16 protein-coding genes are annotated in these 16,402 nt (G+C 67.1%); 10 read left to right on the top strand and 6 right to left on the bottom strand.

Annotated elements, in window-relative coordinates; all coding sequences use genetic code 11:
* Positions 1–7: 7 nt before the first annotated feature.
* Genes EAG14_RS19530 through EAG14_RS19510 form a run of 5 tightly spaced genes read right to left on the bottom strand, consistent with a single transcriptional unit; the run spans position 8 to position 6,624 of the window.
* Complete coding sequence (locus EAG14_RS19530) at positions 8–2,428, bottom strand: ATP-dependent DNA helicase (protein ID WP_121729872.1); 2,421 nt, start codon at positions 2,426–2,428, stop codon at positions 8–10.
* The gene (locus EAG14_RS19525) at positions 2,425–4,179 is read right to left on the bottom strand and encodes a VRR-NUC domain-containing protein (protein WP_240456850.1); all 1,755 of its coding nucleotides are present in this window, start codon (positions 4,177–4,179) and stop codon (positions 2,425–2,427) included. The genes EAG14_RS19530 and EAG14_RS19525 overlap by 4 nt, the downstream gene beginning before the upstream one ends.
* A gap of 17 nt (positions 4,180–4,196) precedes the next feature.
* Positions 4,197–5,102 (bottom strand): hydroxymethylglutaryl-CoA lyase, encoded by a 906-nt coding sequence (locus tag EAG14_RS19520; protein WP_121729871.1) that lies wholly within the window; start codon positions 5,100–5,102, stop codon positions 4,197–4,199.
* Between the two features lie 33 nt (positions 5,103–5,135).
* Positions 5,136–5,447, bottom strand: coding sequence for a polyhydroxyalkanoic acid system family protein (locus EAG14_RS19515; RefSeq protein WP_099657678.1), 312 nt, complete (start codon positions 5,445–5,447; stop codon positions 5,136–5,138).
* Positions 5,440–6,624, bottom strand: coding sequence for an aminopeptidase (locus EAG14_RS19510; RefSeq protein ID WP_121730566.1), 1,185 nt, complete (start codon positions 6,622–6,624; stop codon positions 5,440–5,442). The genes EAG14_RS19515 and EAG14_RS19510 overlap by 8 nt, the downstream gene beginning before the upstream one ends.
* A 103-nt stretch (positions 6,625–6,727) precedes the next feature.
* On the opposite strand from EAG14_RS19510, the gene EAG14_RS19505 reads away from it, so the two are divergent.
* Positions 6,728–7,423, top strand: coding sequence for a DNA-3-methyladenine glycosylase I (locus EAG14_RS19505; protein ID WP_121729870.1), 696 nt, complete (start codon positions 6,728–6,730; stop codon positions 7,421–7,423).
* Between the two features lie 7 nt (positions 7,424–7,430).
* Here EAG14_RS19505 and EAG14_RS19500 read toward each other — a convergent pair whose 3' ends face one another.
* Positions 7,431–8,360 (bottom strand): LysR family transcriptional regulator, encoded by a 930-nt coding sequence (locus EAG14_RS19500; RefSeq protein ID WP_121729869.1) that lies wholly within the window; start codon positions 8,358–8,360, stop codon positions 7,431–7,433.
* 312 nt (positions 8,361–8,672) lie between these two features.
* Here EAG14_RS19500 and EAG14_RS19495 point away from each other — a divergent pair, with 312 nt between their 5' ends.
* The 9 genes from EAG14_RS19495 (at position 8,673) to EAG14_RS19455 (ending at position 16,396) form a co-directional block, all read left to right on the top strand.
* Positions 8,673–9,584, top strand: coding sequence for a transporter (locus tag EAG14_RS19495; RefSeq protein WP_233205517.1), 912 nt, complete (start codon positions 8,673–8,675; stop codon positions 9,582–9,584).
* A 28-nt stretch (positions 9,585–9,612) separates the two neighbouring features.
* Positions 9,613–10,101: a nuclear transport factor 2 family protein gene (locus tag EAG14_RS19490; protein WP_121729868.1), complete on the top strand. Its 489-nt coding sequence runs from the start codon at positions 9,613–9,615 to the stop codon at positions 10,099–10,101.
* 9 nt (positions 10,102–10,110) lie between these two features.
* Positions 10,111–11,274: a S9 family peptidase gene (locus EAG14_RS19485; protein WP_121729867.1), complete on the top strand. Its 1,164-nt coding sequence runs from the start codon at positions 10,111–10,113 to the stop codon at positions 11,272–11,274.
* Positions 11,275–11,321: 47 nt separating this feature from the next.
* Positions 11,322–12,263 carry a VOC family protein gene (locus tag EAG14_RS19480; protein WP_121729866.1) on the top strand — a complete coding sequence of 314 codons (942 nt, stop codon included), beginning with the start codon at positions 11,322–11,324 and terminating at the stop codon, positions 12,261–12,263.
* A 10-nt stretch (positions 12,264–12,273) separates the two neighbouring features.
* Positions 12,274–12,624, top strand: a complete 351-nt coding sequence (locus tag EAG14_RS19475; protein ID WP_121729865.1) for a Rieske (2Fe-2S) protein — start codon at positions 12,274–12,276, stop codon at positions 12,622–12,624.
* Positions 12,564–13,751, top strand: coding sequence for an FAD-dependent oxidoreductase (locus EAG14_RS19470; protein ID WP_371414428.1), 1,188 nt, complete (start codon positions 12,564–12,566; stop codon positions 13,749–13,751). The genes EAG14_RS19475 and EAG14_RS19470 overlap by 61 nt, the downstream gene beginning before the upstream one ends.
* A gap of 12 nt (positions 13,752–13,763) precedes the next feature.
* Positions 13,764–14,924, top strand: coding sequence for an MFS transporter (locus EAG14_RS19465; RefSeq protein WP_121729863.1), 1,161 nt, complete (start codon positions 13,764–13,766; stop codon positions 14,922–14,924).
* Between the two features lie 84 nt (positions 14,925–15,008).
* Complete coding sequence (locus tag EAG14_RS19460) at positions 15,009–15,806, top strand: cyclase family protein (RefSeq protein WP_121729862.1); 798 nt, start codon at positions 15,009–15,011, stop codon at positions 15,804–15,806.
* An 11-nt stretch (positions 15,807–15,817) separates the two neighbouring features.
* A complete protein-coding gene (locus EAG14_RS19455; RefSeq protein ID WP_121729861.1) occupies positions 15,818–16,396 on the top strand; it encodes a cupin domain-containing protein in 579 nt (192 codons plus the stop codon).
* Positions 16,397–16,402: the final 6 nt, after the last annotated feature.

Genomic DNA, 16,402 nt, shown 5'->3' with positions numbered 1-16,402 from the left:
GACAGGCTCAGCCCGAACGGCTTGGGTGGCGTCGAGGTGGGTTCCCATCACTCCCCGCTTGCGCTGGCAGCGCCCCATCCAGCGCCCACCATGCGGGCAGCAGGGCCCGCACCGGGGCGCGGCGGTAGCGGTCGTCGATCAGAAACACCACGCCCTCGTCCTGCTCGGTGCGAATCACCCTTCCTGCCGCCTGCACCACCTTGCGCAGGCCCGGGAAGAGGTAGGTGTAGTCATACCCCTTGCCCGCGCCAAAGTGCCGGTCCATCGCGCGGCGCATTTCTTCGTTCACCGGGTTGACCTGCGGCAGCCCCAGCGTGGCGATGAAGGCGCCAATCAGCCGGTGGCCGGGCAGGTCCACCCCTTCTGAAAACGCACCGCCCAGCACGGCAAAGCCAATGCCCTGGCCGCCCTCCTGAAAACGGTCCAAAAAACCCTGGCGGGCCGCGTCGTCCATGCCCGCGGTTTGCTGCCACTGGGGTACCTCGGGGTGGGCCTGCTGCAGCTGGGCCGCAATGCGCTGCAGGTAGTCAAAGCTGCTGGCAAAGCACAGGTAGTTGCCCGGCAGGCGCGCAAACTGCTCGGCCATCAGCGTTGCCATGGGCGCCAGCGACTGCGCGCGGTCGGCAAAGCGGGTCGACAGGTGCCCCACCGTGTGCACCGCCAGCTGCCCGCTGTGAAAGGGCGACTCCACATCCACCCAGCCCGTCTCGGGCGGCAGGCCCAGCAGGTCGCGGTAGAACGCTGGCGGCGTGAGCGTGCCCGAAAACAGCACGCTACTGTGCGCCGCCGCGTGGCGCGCCGCCAGGTGCGGGGCGGGCACCACGTTGCGAATGCACAGCGTGCTGAATGTGCCGCGCCGCCCATGGCGGTGGGCGTCCAGCGTCACGTCCAGCAGCGCGTGGCTGCCGAACTGCTCGGCCATGGCGGCAAAGTGCAGGGCGTCCAGGTACAGCGCCAGCACCGGGTCGCCGGGCAGCAGGGGCGTATCGGTCTGCGCCTCGGCCACCGCGCCAATGGCGCGCTGCAGTGCTTGCACAAAGGCCTCGGGCAGCGCTGTGTGTGCACAGTACGTGTCCACTTGGTCGCGGTGGATGGCGTTCCACTGCCGTTGCAGCGCGTCCAGCGCCTTGCGCACGGGGCCGGTGGCGGCAGCGCGGGCGTCGGCCAGCGTGCCCTGGTGCAGCTCGGCGGTGTACATGCGGCGGGCGCGGTCGGGCAGGTTGTGGGCCTCGTCCACCAGCAGGCCCACCTTCCAGCCATGCGCCACCGTCAGCGCATACAGCATGGCGGCGCTGTCGTAGAAGTAGTGGTAGTCGGCCACCGCCACATCGCACCAGTGCGCCATCTCCTGCGCCAGGTAGTAGGGGCAGATGTCGTGCGCCAGCGCAGTGGTGCGCACGGCCGGGCCGTCCCATAGGCTGGTGTGCTGCGCCAGGGCCTGGCGTGCGGCGGGCAGTCGGTCGTAAAAGCCCTGGGCCAGCGGGCAGGATTCGCCGTGGCAGGCCTTGTCGGGGTGCTCGCAGACCTTGTCGCGTGCCAGCACGTCCAGCACGCGCAGGGGTGGTATCTGTGCAGTGGGCTGCGCTATGGGCTGTGTGGGCTGGCTCAGTTGCTCGTGCACACGGGCCAAGGCATCAAGCGCCAGCGCGTGGCCGGTGCCCTTGGCCGTGAGGAAGAACAGCTTGTCCAGCCCCTTGCGGGCGCTGGCCTGCAGCAGCGGGAACAGCGTGCCCAGCGTTTTGCCAATGCCCGTGGGGGCCTGGGCCAGCAGGCATCGGCCGCCGTCTTCATTGCCATCTTGGCCAGGCCCCACGTTGCGGTACACCGCCACGGCCAGCTCGCGTTGCCCGGCGCGAAAGCTGCCATGCGGAAAGGCCAGCGCTGCCAGGGCCCCATCCCGCGCCTGGCGGTGCTGCTGCTCGCTGTGCGCCCAGGCCAGGTAGCGCGTGCACAGCGCTTCAAAGTGCGCTTGCAGATCGGCGGCGGTGTGGGTTTCGACCAGCTCGGTCTCTTGCCCCGTGCCGGTTTGCACATAGACCAGTGCCACGTGCAGCCGCTCCATCCCCCGCGCCTGGCACATGAGGTGGCCGTACACGCGGGCCTGGGCCCAGTGCAATGCACGTTGGTGGGGGCGCACGCCATCCAGCTGGCCCCGGTAGGTCTTGATCTCTTCCAGCTGCTGGCGCGGTGCGTCAAACCCGTCGGCCCGCCCGCGCACCGTGAGCTGCTGGAACAGGCCACTCAGCGCCACCTCGGCCTCATAGCCATCGCCCCGGCGGCCCTGCACCAGGCGGTGGCTTTCCATGCCCTCCAGCGCGCTGGGCGCGGGCGTAAAGCGCAGGTCCAGGTCGCCCGTGCGGGCGGTGAAGGCACACAGAGCGCGCACCGAGACCGCGAGCGGGGCGGGCGTGGTGTTCGCGGCGTTCATGCGGCCATCGCGTCGTTGGGGCGCTCCATGCCCGGCCCATCCAGCCAGCGCACATGGCACACGCTGGCGGGCAGGCCGTGGGCGTGGCAATACTGCAGCCAGCGGATCTGGTTGTCCTGCAGCTTGTCGCCCGGGCCTTTGACTTCGACCAGCTCGTAGCGTTGACCGGCCGGGCGTGTGGGCCAAAACCGCACCAGGTCAGGCAGGCCGCTGCGGTGGGCCACCGGGGCTTGCAGCAGGCGCTCAAACAGCAGGCGCAAGTGTGCAGCGGGCATGCATTCCAAGGCCAACTGCAGCAGCGGCTCGCTCAGGCCCCCCCAAAACACATAGGGCGACTGGCGCCCTTGCTTGCTGGCAAAGCGCTCCAGGATGAGGGCGCGGTAACGGCCATCCTCCAGCCCGCGCAGGCATTCGGCAAAGAGGTCGGCGCGGCGCTCCACAAAGTCGGGCGCATTCAGATCGGCAGGGGCGCTTTGGAAGGGGTGAAAGAACGCCCCCGGCAGCGGCGCGAACACAGCAGGCCAGCACAGCAGCCCGAACAGGCTGTTGATGAGCGCGTTCTCGGTGTAGAACACGGGGGCCTCGTCGGTGTGCCAGTGGTGGCGCAGTGCCCACTCCACCGAGGTGGTTGGGCCGGGGTGGGGCAGTGCCAGCTCCAGCGGCGGGGGCAAGTGACGGGACAGGGGGGTGGGGGCTGCCCGGTGCTGGGCTTTGGCATGGGGTGGAGCGGGACTGGCAAGCGGCCCGGCGGCCCGTTGCAGGCGCGGCAGCATGCGTGCCAGTCGCTGGCTTTCTTCGTCGCTCTCCGGTGCGGCCTGGGCCAGCAGGGCCAGGGCCAACGCGTCGGCGTGGCAGCCCAGGTGTTCGTGCACGCGGATGCGCCGGTGTCGCGCGCCGGGGTGCGTGCAGTGGGCGTAGGCCTGCTCGGCCAGCGCCCAGTCGGCGGCCTTCTCGCAGGCCTGGCCGATGCGCATCAGCAGCTTGGCGCGGCGGCGCTGCAGCCAGGGGTTGGGGCTGGTGGCTTGCAGTGCGGCGGCCAGCAGGGGCGCGCGCTCGGCCCCCTCGTCCAGCGCCTGGCGCAGGGCGTGCAGGGCCAGATAGTGATCCACATCGGCGCGGCATTGAAACGCCCGCGACTGCGCATCAAACGGCACCACTTCGTACTGGAACAGGCCCAGGTCGGCCAGCACGAATTCCGACCAGTCCTGGTGCAAGTTGCCAAAGAACATGAGCCGCAGCCGCGTGCACAGCGCGATGACGTGTTCTGCCACGCGCCACACCGCCTCGGTGCTGGCGGGGTGCCATTGGCGGTAGGGCTGGGCGGCGGTGTGGTGCGGCAGCAGGGCTTGCAGCAGCACGGCCTTGGTCAGCGACTTGGGTTGCGCCGGGTGTGGGCCGGGGGTGGCAAACAGGGCCGCCACCTCGCGGTGGGTGTGCAGTGCAAACAGCTCGGCCAGCGCCATGGGGGCAGCGGCATCGAGCCAGTCCAGGGCCAGCAGGGGCGCGGCGGCGGCGTCGATGTCGCCAATTTCTTCATACGCCAGCTTGCCCGCGCGAAACCACGGCCCGCGCCGCATCACCAGCCGCACCAGCAGCGCTTGCGCGGGCTCGGGCAGTTGTGCAAAGCGGGCGATGAAGTCTTGCTCGGGCGGGGCCAGCAGGTCGGCATAGCGCGCGCGCACCCACTGCAGCGCCTGCACAAAGTTGTGCAGGTAGTACAGGCGGTGTGGGGGCAGGGCGGTGGGGCCCAAGGGCGGTCTCCGTGGGGTCAGGCCGCGGGCTGCCAGCCCTTGGGCAGGCCAGCCAGCGGGGTCATGCCGTACAGGGGCTCGTTGGGCAGGCCGGCCTGCAGCGCTTGCCGTGCGGCCAGCAGGCGCTCGTAGTCCACCCCCGTGGCAATGCCCATGGCCTCGAACATGAAGACCAGGTCTTCGGTGACGACGTTGCCCGAGGCGCCGGGCGCATAAGGGCAGCCGCCCAGCCCGCCTTGTGAGGCGTCGAACGTGCGTACCCCCACGTCGTAGGCGGCCAGGCAGTTGGCGAGACCCAGGCCGCGCGTGTTGTGCATGTGGGCCGCGCCCGCCTTGGGGCCCAGCTCGGCACGCAGGCGGGTGAACAGGCGGCGCACCTGGGCCGGGTTGGCCATGCCGGTGGTGTCCGACAGGCCCACCTCGTCCACACCCGCCTCGGCGCATTGCACGGCCAGGCGGATCACGTCGTCCTCGGGCACCTCGCCCTGCAGCGTGCAGCCAAAGGCGGTTGATAAGCCCACTTCAATGAGTGCCTGCGGTGCGGTGGCGGCGCGCAGCTGCACCACGGCCAGCAGCTCTTGCACCATGGCGGCGGGTGTCTTGCGCACATTGGCCAGCGAATGCGCCGCGCTGGCCGACACGGGCAGCGTCACCTTGTGCGCCCCGGCCTGCAGTGCGGCCTCGGCCCCGCGCAGGTTGGGGGCCAGCGCCATCACGGTGATGTGCGGGTGCCGGGCTACGGCGTGGCGCACTACCTCGGCCACATCGGCCATTTGCGGCAGCAGCTTGGCGGGCACGAAGGAGCCGACCTCGATCTCCCTCAGGCCAGCGGCCACCAGCGCATCCACCCAGCGCAGCTTGTGCGCGGTGGGCATGGTGGTGGCGATGGACTGCAGCCCGTCGCGTGGGCCGACTTCGCTGATGAGGACTCTGGGGGCGTGGCCATGCTGCGCGCCTCAGGCCAGCGAGGTGGTGCTGGGCGTGCCCAGCAGCGCGTCCAGCTGGCCGCCAATCTCGGCTTCGATGCGGTCTTTGAAGGCGGTGAACAGGAAGCCGAGCTTGGCCGTCATGTCGAACTGCTGGGCGTCCACCACCAGGGTGCCGCTCACGCCTGCGCGGGTGAAGGTCAGGGTGTCCTGCGTGTCGCCTTCTTCGTAGCTGCATTCCATGTCGAATTTTTCCTCGGCCTTGCGGGCCCAGGCACGCGCCACCTCGCGGGCTTGGGGCAGGCCCAGTTGGTGGTCGCGTTGGATGTGAAGGTCAGACACCAGGTTTCTCCTTGGGTTGGGTCAGAGGCTGAGGGTTTTTTGCCAGTGCCCGCAGCGCGGCGTGGCGCTCGGATTGGGGCAATTGGGTGAGTTGTCGCACGGCATCATAAAACCGGGGCCAGTCGCGGCCCTCGCGCTCGAACAGGGCTTCAAACGCGGGCACCAGTTCGTCATAGGCCGCCTGGGCCGCAAAGCTGGCGTTGTTGGCCTTGGCCACCCAGCGGTCGTAGCCCGCCAGCTGGGTGCTGGCGGCATTGGCTGTGGGGGGCGCGGCCGCCAGCCACTGCGCGCGCAGCTGCGCGTAGCCCGCACGAAAGCGCTGCATTGCTTCGTTTTTGATAGCTGCTAGCGCTTGTGTATCTTGCCCTGGGGCCTTATTTTGTTCATAAATGGCTTGCAGCTCGGCGCGGGTGGTGCGGGTCAGGGCGCGCCACTGGGCGCGGCGCTGCTCGCTGGTGGCCAGGGCGGCGCGGGCCTCGGGGGTGCTGTGCTCGGCCATCCAGCGGGCGCTGCCCAGGCGCTCTACCGCCGTGGCAAACGATTCGTTGAAGACCGTATCGCCCTGCGCATACACCACCTGGTGCGCCAACTCGTGGAACAGCAGGCGCACAAAGTCGCCCTCGGGCCAGCCCACAAAGGTGCTCAGCAGCGGGTCGCCCCCGGCCCAGTTCATGTAGCCCAGCGTGGAGTAGGCGGGCACGCCGTACACATCCACCTCCAGCCCCTGGGCCGCCAGCCGGTCGGCCTCGGCCTGTGCATCGGCCTGGGCAAAGTAGCCCCGGTAGCCAATGCAGCCCGTCACCGGAAAGCACCAGGTGTGCAGCCTGAGCGCATCGGGCGGCGCGGCCACCACGTTCCACACCGCGGCGGGGCGCTTCAGGTCGGCATAGCGGCGGTAGCTGGCGTTGTCGGGCAGGTGCAGCTCGGCCACCGCAAAGGCGCGGGCGCGCTGGGCCAGTTGCAGGCGCGTGCGCAGGGCGGGCGGGGTGTCGGGCTCGGCAATCCAGTCGTCCAGCGGCCGGGCGGCGCCCATCAACTGGGCGTGGCCGTGCGCCGACTGCCAGTAGTAGCCCAGGGCATCGCGCGTTTGGGCGCATCCCAGCAACAGGGCGGGCAGCACCAGCGCGCCAATCAAGGCGATACGGCGGGGGCGGGAAAAACGAAAACGCGTGCGCATGGGGCAAGGGTACGACATGGCGTGGCCGCTGGCATGGGCGGGGTCGCGGTGGCCAGGCATCCCCTGTCAGCAGCATGGCGCGGCGCGTTCCTAGAATGGTGACATGACCGAACCCACCACCACCACCGAGATCCCCGCCGGTGCATCGGCGCTGCCCGCAGGCCTGGTGGCCGATGCGGCCCATGATGCCGACGGCACCGCCCGAGCGCGCTGTGCGTGGTGCAAGGCCAGCCCCTTGTACCGCCACTACCACGACCACGAGTGGGGCTTCCCGGTTATGGATGACCGGCGTTTGTTTGAAAAAATCTGCCTGGAGGGCTTCCAATCGGGCCTGAGCTGGCTGACCATCCTGAACAAGCGCGAGGGCTTTCGCGCGGCCTTTGCCCAGTTCAACGCCGAGCAGGTGGCCGCCTTCGATCAGGCCGATGTGGAGCGCTTGGTGCAGGACGCCGCCATCGTGCGCCACCGGGGCAAGATCGAGTCCACCATCAACAACGCCCGCCGCGTGCTGGAGCTGCGCCAAGAGTTTGGCTCGCTGGCCCGCTACGTGTGGCAGTACGAGCCCGGCGCAGCCGACCGGCCTGCCGTGCTGACGCTCGAAGCCGCGCGCACTCTCACGTCCACCGCAGCGTCGGTGGCCCTGTCCAAAGACCTCAAAAAACGCGGCTGGAGCTTTGTGGGCCCCACCACGGTGTACGCCTTCATGCAGGCCATGGGCCTGGTCAACGACCACCTGGAGGGCTGCCACTCGCGGCCTGCGGCGCTGAAGGCGCGGGCCGCGCTGGTGCTGCCGGGCTGAGCGCTGCTCAACCCGCCTCGGTGGGGGGCTGCGCGCTGTCCATCGCCGTGACGGCCTCGCGCAGCAACGCGCGCAGCCACACCAGGCCGGGGTCTGCCGTGCGGTGTTGGTGCCATTGCACCACTTGCTGCATGTGCGGAATGGGCACCGGCAAGTCGCGGATGGCAATGGGCAAAAAGCGGGTGGCCAGCAGCGCCAGGCGACGGTGCATGGTGGCGATGCGGTGTGTGCCCACCACCAGGCTGGCTTGCGATAGGAAACTGAAAGTGCTGGTCTCTGCCTGGCGCTTGATGGCCGACTGCTGCATGAACCAGTCCGTCAGGGCGATGCCGTCGCCGGGCTGCACCACCACATGGCCTGCGCTCATGTAGCGGTCTTCGGTCAAGGTGCCAGAGGCCAGATGGCTTTCGCTCCACAGGACGCTGCAGAACGTCTCCTCAAACAGCAATTCCGAGGGGTGGCTGGTAGAGCAGAAGTCTTTCGGAATGATCAACAGATCCGCCTCACCGCGCTCCAGTGCGCGTTGAGGCTGGGTGGCCTGCGGGCGCAGGTCAAACCGCACGCCAGGCGCCTGCTTGTAGGCCAGCCGTTGCAGGTGCGGGCCCAAGGTCATCAAGGTGTAGTCCGAGATCAGCAGGCGAAACAGCCGGGTGGACTGCGCCGGGATGAACTGCGGCTGCGCCGTGACGCTGGCTTCCACCCGCACCAGGATGTCGCGCACCGGGTCTTTGAGCGACTGCGCACGCGGAGTGGGCTCCATCTTGCGGCCCACTTGCACCAGCAACTCGTCCTCAAAATATTCGCGCAGCCTGGCGAGTGCGTTGCTCATGGCGGACTGGCTCAGGTGGGTCTTCTCGGCCGCGCGGCTGATGCTTTGCTCGGTCAGCAGCGCATCCAAGGCGACCAGCAGGTTCAGATCAAGCTTGTTGAAACGCATGGGCGTTGTTGTCTCCGGTGGGGCTCTTTTTGGCCTGACACGGTACAGCGAATGAGGCCCCTGGCGCCAGCGCAGGTATCAGGGTTTGTACTTGATCTATTCGCGGGATCAATACACCAAATGGAATCAATCCATTTGATCTAGGTAAAGGCAAATCTTAATCTAGCCCCCGTTCCAACACACAGACGCCAACCGCGCAATGTGCTGGATGCACCAGGGGCATGGGTTGCGCACGGCGCAGTCTGCGCCCCTACCTCACCCCACAAAAAGAACGCCCAGTTTGCGCTGGCAGCGTTGAATCAGGAGACAAAGATGAAAACCGCTTTTTCCCGCGTCGGCAAGGCCGCGGGCTGCATGTTGCTGAGCCTGGTGGGTGCCCACAGTGCCCACGCTTTTGAGGGTGGCGTCTCGCCTTTTCCGGTGGGCTCTACAGGTGAATATGTGGCGGGCGTTCCGCCGATGGCCGGGCTGTTTGTGCTGGAACAGCTGCACTACACCTCCTCCAAGGGCCTGTACGACAACCAGGGGGACAAGCGGCCGATTCCTTTCAAGATGGGCACGTTCTCGGCCACCACGCGCTTGCTGGCGGGTTATGACACCACCGTGCTGGGGGCGCGCCTGTATTCGCAACTGGTGATTCCGGCGGTGTCGCTGCACACCGATGTGGCGGGCCACAGTGAGCGGCACAACGGGGTGGCGAACATCACGGTGTCGCCTGCCGTGTTGCGCTGGGCGGTGTCGGATCGCTCGTACGCGGTCGCCGGTCTGGACATTGCTTTGTCCAATGGCTCCTACAACCCCACCCGGCCCAGCGTCTCCACGGGCTACACCTCGTTCCAGCCGGTGCTGGGCTTTCGCCATAACGACCCGAACGGTTTGGACATTGGCGTCATCAACCGCCTGCTGATCAACCGCGAAAACAGCACCACCCACTACCGCTCAGGCCGTGGCTATGTAGGCGAATTCACGGCGGGCTGGAACACTGGGCCCTGGAAGATGGGCGTGGTTGGCTCGTACCTCAACCAGTTCAGCGACGACCAGCAGGGCGGCAGCACCATCCAGGGCAACCGGGCGCGCAGCTTTGCGTTGGGGCCATCGCTGAACTACAACGCGGGCCGCTACAGCGTGAGCCTGAACTACCAGCGCGGCGTGTACGCGACCAACACCACCAAGAACAACATCTTGGGCGTGGGGGTGACGATTCCCCTGTGGGTCAAGCACTGAGAGGGCCTCGCAGCCAGGTACTGTCACCATGAAAGTCCCACATCTCCTTGCCCCAGCGCTGCTGGCGGTCTGTGCTTTGGCCCAGGCGCAGCAGCCCACCGATCCGGTGGCCGTTTTCAACCGCTACGTGCAGGCCGTGCACGCGGCCGATCTGCCCGCGGTGCGTGCCCTCATTGCTGCCGACGTCGAGCGCTCGGATTACCCCGCCTGCACCGCACAGATGGACAACGCGGCGTGCCTGGCCTTCTACATCGATCAGACCGTGGTCAAGCCCCAGGCACAGATCAACGTGGTTGCTATCGAGACCCGGGGCGATGAGCTCACAGCCAGGCTGGAGGTGCGGAGTGCGCTGTACCAAAAGGCCGGGGCAGAGCGCATCGTCGGCAGCGATGTTCTGCGCATTGCAGACGGAAAGATCCGCGCCTTTCGCTTTGTGCCCGACTTCAAGGACCCGGCCACGGCCAGCTTCTTCGCCAGCATCGGCATCACGCCGCGTCCCCGCAATTCCCAACCCTGACTTTTGAAGATGTTCAAGTACTTCCCCACCAACTACGTCTGGAACCTGTCCGTCGATCTCGCCATCGAGATGGGTGCCCGCATCGGCGAAATCGAGGAAATGTGCGCCCCGTTGCAAGAGGCTGCCAAGGCCCCTGACACTGCGGGCACCCAAGCCTTCCGCGAGACCTGGGTTCGCATGGCCGACAAGCTCTGTGGGCTGGCGCAGGAGGACGAGGCGCGCGGCTGGCAGTACTCGGCGGGCGAGAAATACCGCCGTGCCTCCAGCTACCTCATCACCGCCGAGCGCCTGCAGGCGCACAACGCCCCGGGGCGGCTGGCCATCTACCAGCGGGAGCTGGAACTGTTCCTCAAGGGGGCGCGCCTGCTGGGCGATCGGGTGCAGCGGGTGGAGATTCCCTACGAAGGATCGCACCTGTCAGCGCTGTACTACCCGGCCCACGGCCTGAAGCCGGGCGAGCGTGCGCCCTTGCTGGTCCAGCTCAACGGATTGGATTCCACGAAGGAAATGAAATACCTCGTCGGCCTGCCCGCATGGCTGGCACAGCGCGGAGTGTCGTCCTTGGTGGTAGACCAACCGGGCACTGGCGAGGCGCTGCGGCTGCAAGGCCTGACGGCCCGCTATGACACCGAACACTGGGCCAGCCGGGTGGTGGACTGGCTGGAGCAGCACCCCGAAGTGGACCCCCAGCGGATCGGTTGCGAAGGCGTCTCGTTGGGTGGCTACTACTGCCCGCGCGCCGTGGCCATGGAGCCGCGCTTTGCCTGCGGCGTGGCCTGGGGAGCGAACCACGACTGGCGCGACGTGCAAAAACGCCGCATGGAAAAGGAGGGCGACTTCCCGGTGCCGCACTACTGGGCCCATGTCTGCTGGGTCTGGGGCGCCAAGGATGTGGACGATTTCATGCGCATCGCCGAAGACGTGCACCTGGATGGCGTGGTCGAGAAGATCCGCGTGCCTTTCCTGGTCACGCATGGCGAGCGGGATTCGCAGATCCCGCTGAAGTGGGCGCACCGCACTTATGAGCAGCTGGTCAACAGCCCTCGGCGCGAGCTGAAGGTGTTCACCGACCGCGAAGGCGGATCGCAGCACGCGAGCTTTGACAACAGCATCAACGCCGGCCACTACATCGCTGATTGGGTAGCCCAGACCCTCGGTGGCCGCACTGCCTGAGTGGCCTAGCGCCTGCCCCAAAAAACGACACCACAAAGGATTGAGAGATGAACATCATTGGACCCGACGCCCTGGTTTTTGGCGTGGACGACGTGGCCGCCTGCGCCCAATACCTGACGGACTACGGACTCACCCCGGTGGGTGTTACCGCCGCAGGAGGGCGGTTTGAGGCCCTGGACGGCACGGCCGTGGAGATCCGTGCCAAAGACGACCCCGCCCTGCCACCCTCGCTGGGCACGGCCAGCATGTTGCGCGAAACGGTCTATGGGGTGGCGGATGTGGCCACGCTCGACGCCATCGAAGCCGAGTTGGCGCGCGACCGCGCCGTGGTGCGCCAGGGCAGTGTGCTGCGCACCACCGACGACCTGGGTTTTGCCCTGGCTTTCCAGGTCACGGTGCGCAAGCCGCTGGCACTGCCTGCCGAGGCTGTGAACGCCCCTGGCGCTGCGCCGCAGCGTGGCCCCAACACCCTGGGTTTGTCACCCGACATGCCCGCGCGACCGCGCTCGCTGTCGCATGTGGTGTATTTCGTGCCCGATGCCGCCAAGGCAGAGGCCTTCTACGCCCGCCTGGGGTTTGTGTGCACCGACCGCTTCACCGGCGTGGGCCCGTTCTTGCGCCCCGCTGGCACCCTGGACCACCACACCCTTTTCATGATCCAGACACCCCCGTTCATGAAGGGTTGTGAGCATTTCACCTTCCACATGGGCGGCCCCACCGACTTGCTGCTGGCAGGCACCCGCTTGGTCGAGAAGGGCTATCAGAGCTTCTGGGGGCCGGGGCGCCACAAGTTTGGCAGCAACTGGTTCTGGTACTTCAACTCGCCCCTGGGTTGCCATGTCGAATACGACGCCGACATGGACCTGCACGACAGCACGTGGGCTGCACGCGAGGTGCCGATGAGTGCGGACGCCTCTCAGTTGTTCCTGTTCCAGCACCGCGAAAAGTGGGCACCTTCCGGCCCGCCACCTGCTGGCGTGGCGCACTGAGGGCCGTGCCATGAAGCTGTGCCACTGGAAGGATCTGCCCGATGGCCAATCGCGCGGCTTTGACCCCGCAGGCCGGGGGCAGGACGCGGTGCTGGTGGTGCGCCAAGGCCCGCAACTCTTTGCGTACGCCGACGCTTGCCCTCACCACAACACCCCCATGGCATGGCGCAAAGACCAATACCTGAACGCAGCGGGGGACCGCATTGTGTGTGCGGCCCACGGTGCGTTGTTTGACATCCCCACCGGGCGGTGCACCCTGGGACCATGCCTGGGCGAGACGCTCACGCCCGTGCCATTGACATTACAAGCGAACGGCGAGATCCACATCGCCGACGCAACCTACCAGGAGACAAATCCATGAACCTTTCTTCCCAACGCATTCTGGTCATCGGCGGTGGCTTTTCCGGCATGGCTGCGGCCATTGAGCTGCGCAAGCAGGGCGCCCAGGTGGACTTGGTCGAAATTGACCCGGGCTGGCGCAGCTATGGCGCGGGCATCAGCCTGGGGGGCGCCACGCTGCGGGCGTTTCGTCGCTTGGGCATCCTGGACGCCTTCCTGGCCCAGGGCAACGCCTCGGACGGCGTGAACCTGCACCTGCCCCATGGTCCCCAAGTCGCAACCATTCCCACGCCGCGTATCGCGGGCGCGGACGTTCCCGGCGGGGGCGCCATCATGCGCCCCGTACTGGCCCGCATCCTGGCCGAGGCCACCCGCGCGGCGGGTGCCCGTGTCCGCCTGGGTTGCACCTTCACGGCCATTGAGCAGGAGGCCGATGGCGTGCAGGTCCGCTTCACCGACGGCCAGAGCCAGCGCTACGACCTCGTGATCGGCGCCGATGGGCTGTATTCCAAGGTGCGCGAAACCGTGTTTGAAAACGCCCCCAAGCCGCGCTACAGCGGCCAGGCGGTGTGGCGTGCAGTGCTGCCCCGTCCCCCCGAAATCGACACAGCCACCATGTGGATGGGCCCGCAGATCAAGCCCGGTGTGAACCCGGTCTCCAAGACCGAGATGTACCTCTTCGTCACCGAGCCGCGACCCACCAACGACCATGTCGACCCAGCCACCTTTGCCGACCGGTTGCGTGCGTTGCTCGACGGGTTTACCGCGCCCACGCTGCAGGCAATCCGCAGTCAGATCGGGCCTGACTCGCAGATTGTGTACCGCCCCTTGGAAGGCATGCTCATGCCGCGCCCCTGGTCACAAGGCCGGGTGGTGCTGATTGGCGACACGGTGCACGCCACCACGCCCCATCTCGCCTCTGGCGCCTGCATTGGCATCGAAGACGCGCTGGTGCTGGCCGACGAGCTGGCCAGCGCGGGCGACGTGCCCAGCGCCTTGGCCTCCTTCGAAGCCCGCCGCTGGGAACGCTGCCGCATGGTGGTGGAGAACTCGGCCCGCCTGGGCGAGATTGAGGTCGAAGGCGGCGACAAGGACGAGCATTCGCGCATCATGCGCGAGTCCCTCATGGCCCTGGCCCAGCCTATCTGAGGTGCGGCGGCCATGATCACTACCAATTCGCTGCGGGGCCGTGTGGCCCTGATGGTGGGCCACTGCGCAGGCATGGTCGACTTGGTGGCCTTGCCTGTTTGGGTGGGCACATTGATATCGGTGTACCGATTCGATCCACAACAGGCGGGATTGCTGGCGACGCTCTTTTTGGCAGGCGCTGTGCTCGCCAGCTTGGTGTTGGCGCCGTTCTTTCAAGTGTTGCCGGGCCGCGTATTGGCTACCGCGGGGTTTGCCGCTGCGGCCGTGGGTTTTGCGGTGGCCTCCACCACCCCCCAGTTTGCGCTGCTGGCCTTGCTGCATGCCGCCTCCGGGGTGGCTGCGGGTGCTGCCTTGAGCGTGACGCATGGCACCATCGCCCGCAGCCACAACCCCCACCGCATGTTTGCGCTGGTGGGCATGGCGCTGGGGGTGTTTGCCATCGTGTTTCTGGGGGGCACTCCGGTGCTGGTGGCGCAGCAGGGCGGTGCGGTGCTGTTTCAGGTGTTCGCTGGCGTCATGGCGGTGGGGGCCCTGGCGGCAGCGCTGGCCTTCCCGCAGCCTGATACACCGACAGAATCCGGGCCTTCACGCGGTTCTTCTGCGCCATTGCCGGTCGCTGTCTGGTGGGGCATGCTGGGCATTGCGGCCCTGGGGCTGGTGCAGTCCATGACCTTCAGCTTTCTGGAGCGTGTGGGCAGTGACCGGGGTTACGGACTGCAGGCCGTCACTGGCGTGCTTATTGCCTTGGGTGTGGTGAACCTCTTTCCTGCCGCGTTGGCTGCGGTTCTGGAAAAGCGCTGGTCTGCCCGCAGCGTTTTGCTGGCGGGGCCTGCACTGCAGGCCTTGCTGGTGGTGGTGATCATGAACTCCCCCGTGTTCGCCCCTTATGCCGCCGCAGCGGCCGTGTTTGCGGCGGTGATGATCTTCACGCACACCTTTGCTTTTGGCGTGTTGGCCCGGTTGGACCCCAGTGGCCGGGCCTTGGCGGCCACCCCCGCCATGCTCATGTTTGGCGCAGCCATTGGGCCCATCCTGGGGGGCACGCTGGTCAAAGCCTGGGGCTATGGCAGCCTGGGTGTGGCCGCCCTGTTGATCGATGGGCTGGCCATGTATGCGTTTGCACGCATTCATCGCTCTCCCGCCCATGCCAAGCCTCTGCCCGGGGTGGCGTAACCGTCAACGCACTGCCCGCTCTACTCCTTGTTCTGTCTGGGCGCACCTGTCGCGGGTGCGCACTGAGCCCTTCCCTATCTCTGTATGACCAAACCCCAACGCCGCTTTGTGGACCTGTCCATCTACCTGGAGAACGATGTGCTCTCCGACCCACCGCCCTTGGCGCCCAAGATCACCTACCAGAAGCACGCCGATACGTTGCCCGAGTTCATGGCCATGATCCCCGGCACCCGACCCGAGGACTACCCCGATGGCGAGGCCGCCGCAGCCGAATGGGTGACGTTGACCACGCACAACGGCACCCACCTGGATGCCCCCTGGCACTTCCACTCCACGCAGGATGCCAAGAATGGAGGAGCTCGCCCCTCCATCACGATTGATGAAGTGCCGCTGGAATGGTGCTTCCAGCCCGGCGTGAAACTGGATTTCCGTCACCTGCCCGATGGCTATGTGGCCACTGCGGCAGATGTGGCGGCTGAACTGGCCCGTATAGGCCACACGCTGCAGCCGCTCGACATTGTGGTGGTCAACACCCGGGCCGGTTCGCGCTACGGGCACAAGGACTACCTGGGCGCAGGCTGCGGCATGGGCTATGAAGCCACCATGTACCTGCTCGAGCGGGGAGTGCGCCTGACGGGGACCGATGCCTGGAGCTGGGATGCCCCGTTTTCGTACACCGCCCAGCGTGTGGCTGAGACCGGCAACAAGGCCCTGATCTGGGAAGGCCACAAGGCGGGCCGCGATATCGGCTACTGCCACCTGGAGAAGCTACACAACCTGGAGGCGTTGCCGCCCACGGGTTTCACGATCAGCTGCTTCCCCCACAAGATCCGTGGCGCCTCGGCAGGCTGGACGCGCGCGGTCGCCATTTTTGAAGATTGAGGAGTCGGTTCATGGCTTTCCCATCCATCCATCGCGTGGTCACTGGCCACAACAGCCGAGGTCGGGCCGTGGTCGCTAGCGAAGGGCCGCTGCCCACTGTGGTCGAGATTGCGGCCATCCCCGGCACAGTGTTCCACGAGGTCTGGAGCACGGCCCAGTCGCCTGCTGTGGCCGACAACGGCCCCGACCCCACCGTGGGTGCTCTGGTGCTGCCCCCACCCCCTGGCGGAACGCGCCTGCGTTTTGTGGACATTCCGCCGGATACCCCCGAGTTCCTGGCCCACGGTGCCCAGCGCATGCATGCAGCCTTCAGCCAGGTGGGCGACGCATCTGCGTCCACCGTGTGTTCGGATTCTCCCCACCCGTTGATGCACCGCACCGAATCGGTGGACTATGGCGTGGTGATCGAAGGCGAATTGACGCTGGTGCTCGACGAGGGCGAGGTGCAGTTGCGCCCCGGCAGCGTGGTGGTGCAACGTGGCACCAACCATGCCTGGGCCAACCGGTCCGGTGCGCCTTGCCGCATGTTGTTCGTGCTGGTGGACGGGCAGTTTGCCCCGTCCGTGGTTCAGCCCACAGCGCAGTCGTGATGGTGT

The sequence above is a fragment of the Acidovorax sp. 1608163 genome (assembly GCF_003669015.1).
Taxonomy (GTDB): domain Bacteria; phylum Pseudomonadota; class Gammaproteobacteria; order Burkholderiales; family Burkholderiaceae_C; genus Acidovorax.
This window is presented reverse-complemented; position numbering and strand designations above follow the sequence as displayed.

Excerpts from the sequence above, each read along its gene's own strand:
- EAG14_RS19495 (WP_233205517.1), top strand. The coding sequence starts at position 8,673 with ATGAAAACCGCTTTTTCCCGCGTCGGCAAGGCCGCGGGCTGCATGTTG.
- EAG14_RS19475 (WP_121729865.1), top strand. The coding sequence starts at position 12,274 with ATGAAGCTGTGCCACTGGAAGGATCTGCCCGATGGCCAATCGCGCGGC.
- EAG14_RS19465 (WP_121729863.1), top strand. The coding sequence starts at position 13,764 with ATGATCACTACCAATTCGCTGCGGGGCCGTGTGGCCCTGATGGTGGGC.
- EAG14_RS19455 (WP_121729861.1), top strand. The coding sequence starts at position 15,818 with ATGGCTTTCCCATCCATCCATCGCGTGGTCACTGGCCACAACAGCCGA.
- EAG14_RS19510 (WP_121730566.1), bottom strand. The coding sequence starts at position 6,624 with ATGCGCACGCGTTTTCGTTTTTCCCGCCCCCGCCGTATCGCCTTGATT.
- EAG14_RS19485 (WP_121729867.1), top strand. The coding sequence starts at position 10,111 with ATGTTCAAGTACTTCCCCACCAACTACGTCTGGAACCTGTCCGTCGAT.
- EAG14_RS19530 (WP_121729872.1), bottom strand. The coding sequence starts at position 2,428 with ATGAACGCCGCGAACACCACGCCCGCCCCGCTCGCGGTCTCGGTGCGC.
- EAG14_RS19500 (WP_121729869.1), bottom strand. The coding sequence starts at position 8,360 with ATGCGTTTCAACAAGCTTGATCTGAACCTGCTGGTCGCCTTGGATGCG.
- EAG14_RS19480 (WP_121729866.1), top strand. The coding sequence starts at position 11,322 with ATGAACATCATTGGACCCGACGCCCTGGTTTTTGGCGTGGACGACGTG.
- EAG14_RS19505 (WP_121729870.1), top strand. The coding sequence starts at position 6,728 with ATGACCGAACCCACCACCACCACCGAGATCCCCGCCGGTGCATCGGCG.
- EAG14_RS19490 (WP_121729868.1), top strand. The coding sequence starts at position 9,613 with ATGAAAGTCCCACATCTCCTTGCCCCAGCGCTGCTGGCGGTCTGTGCT.
- EAG14_RS19460 (WP_121729862.1), top strand. The coding sequence starts at position 15,009 with ATGACCAAACCCCAACGCCGCTTTGTGGACCTGTCCATCTACCTGGAG.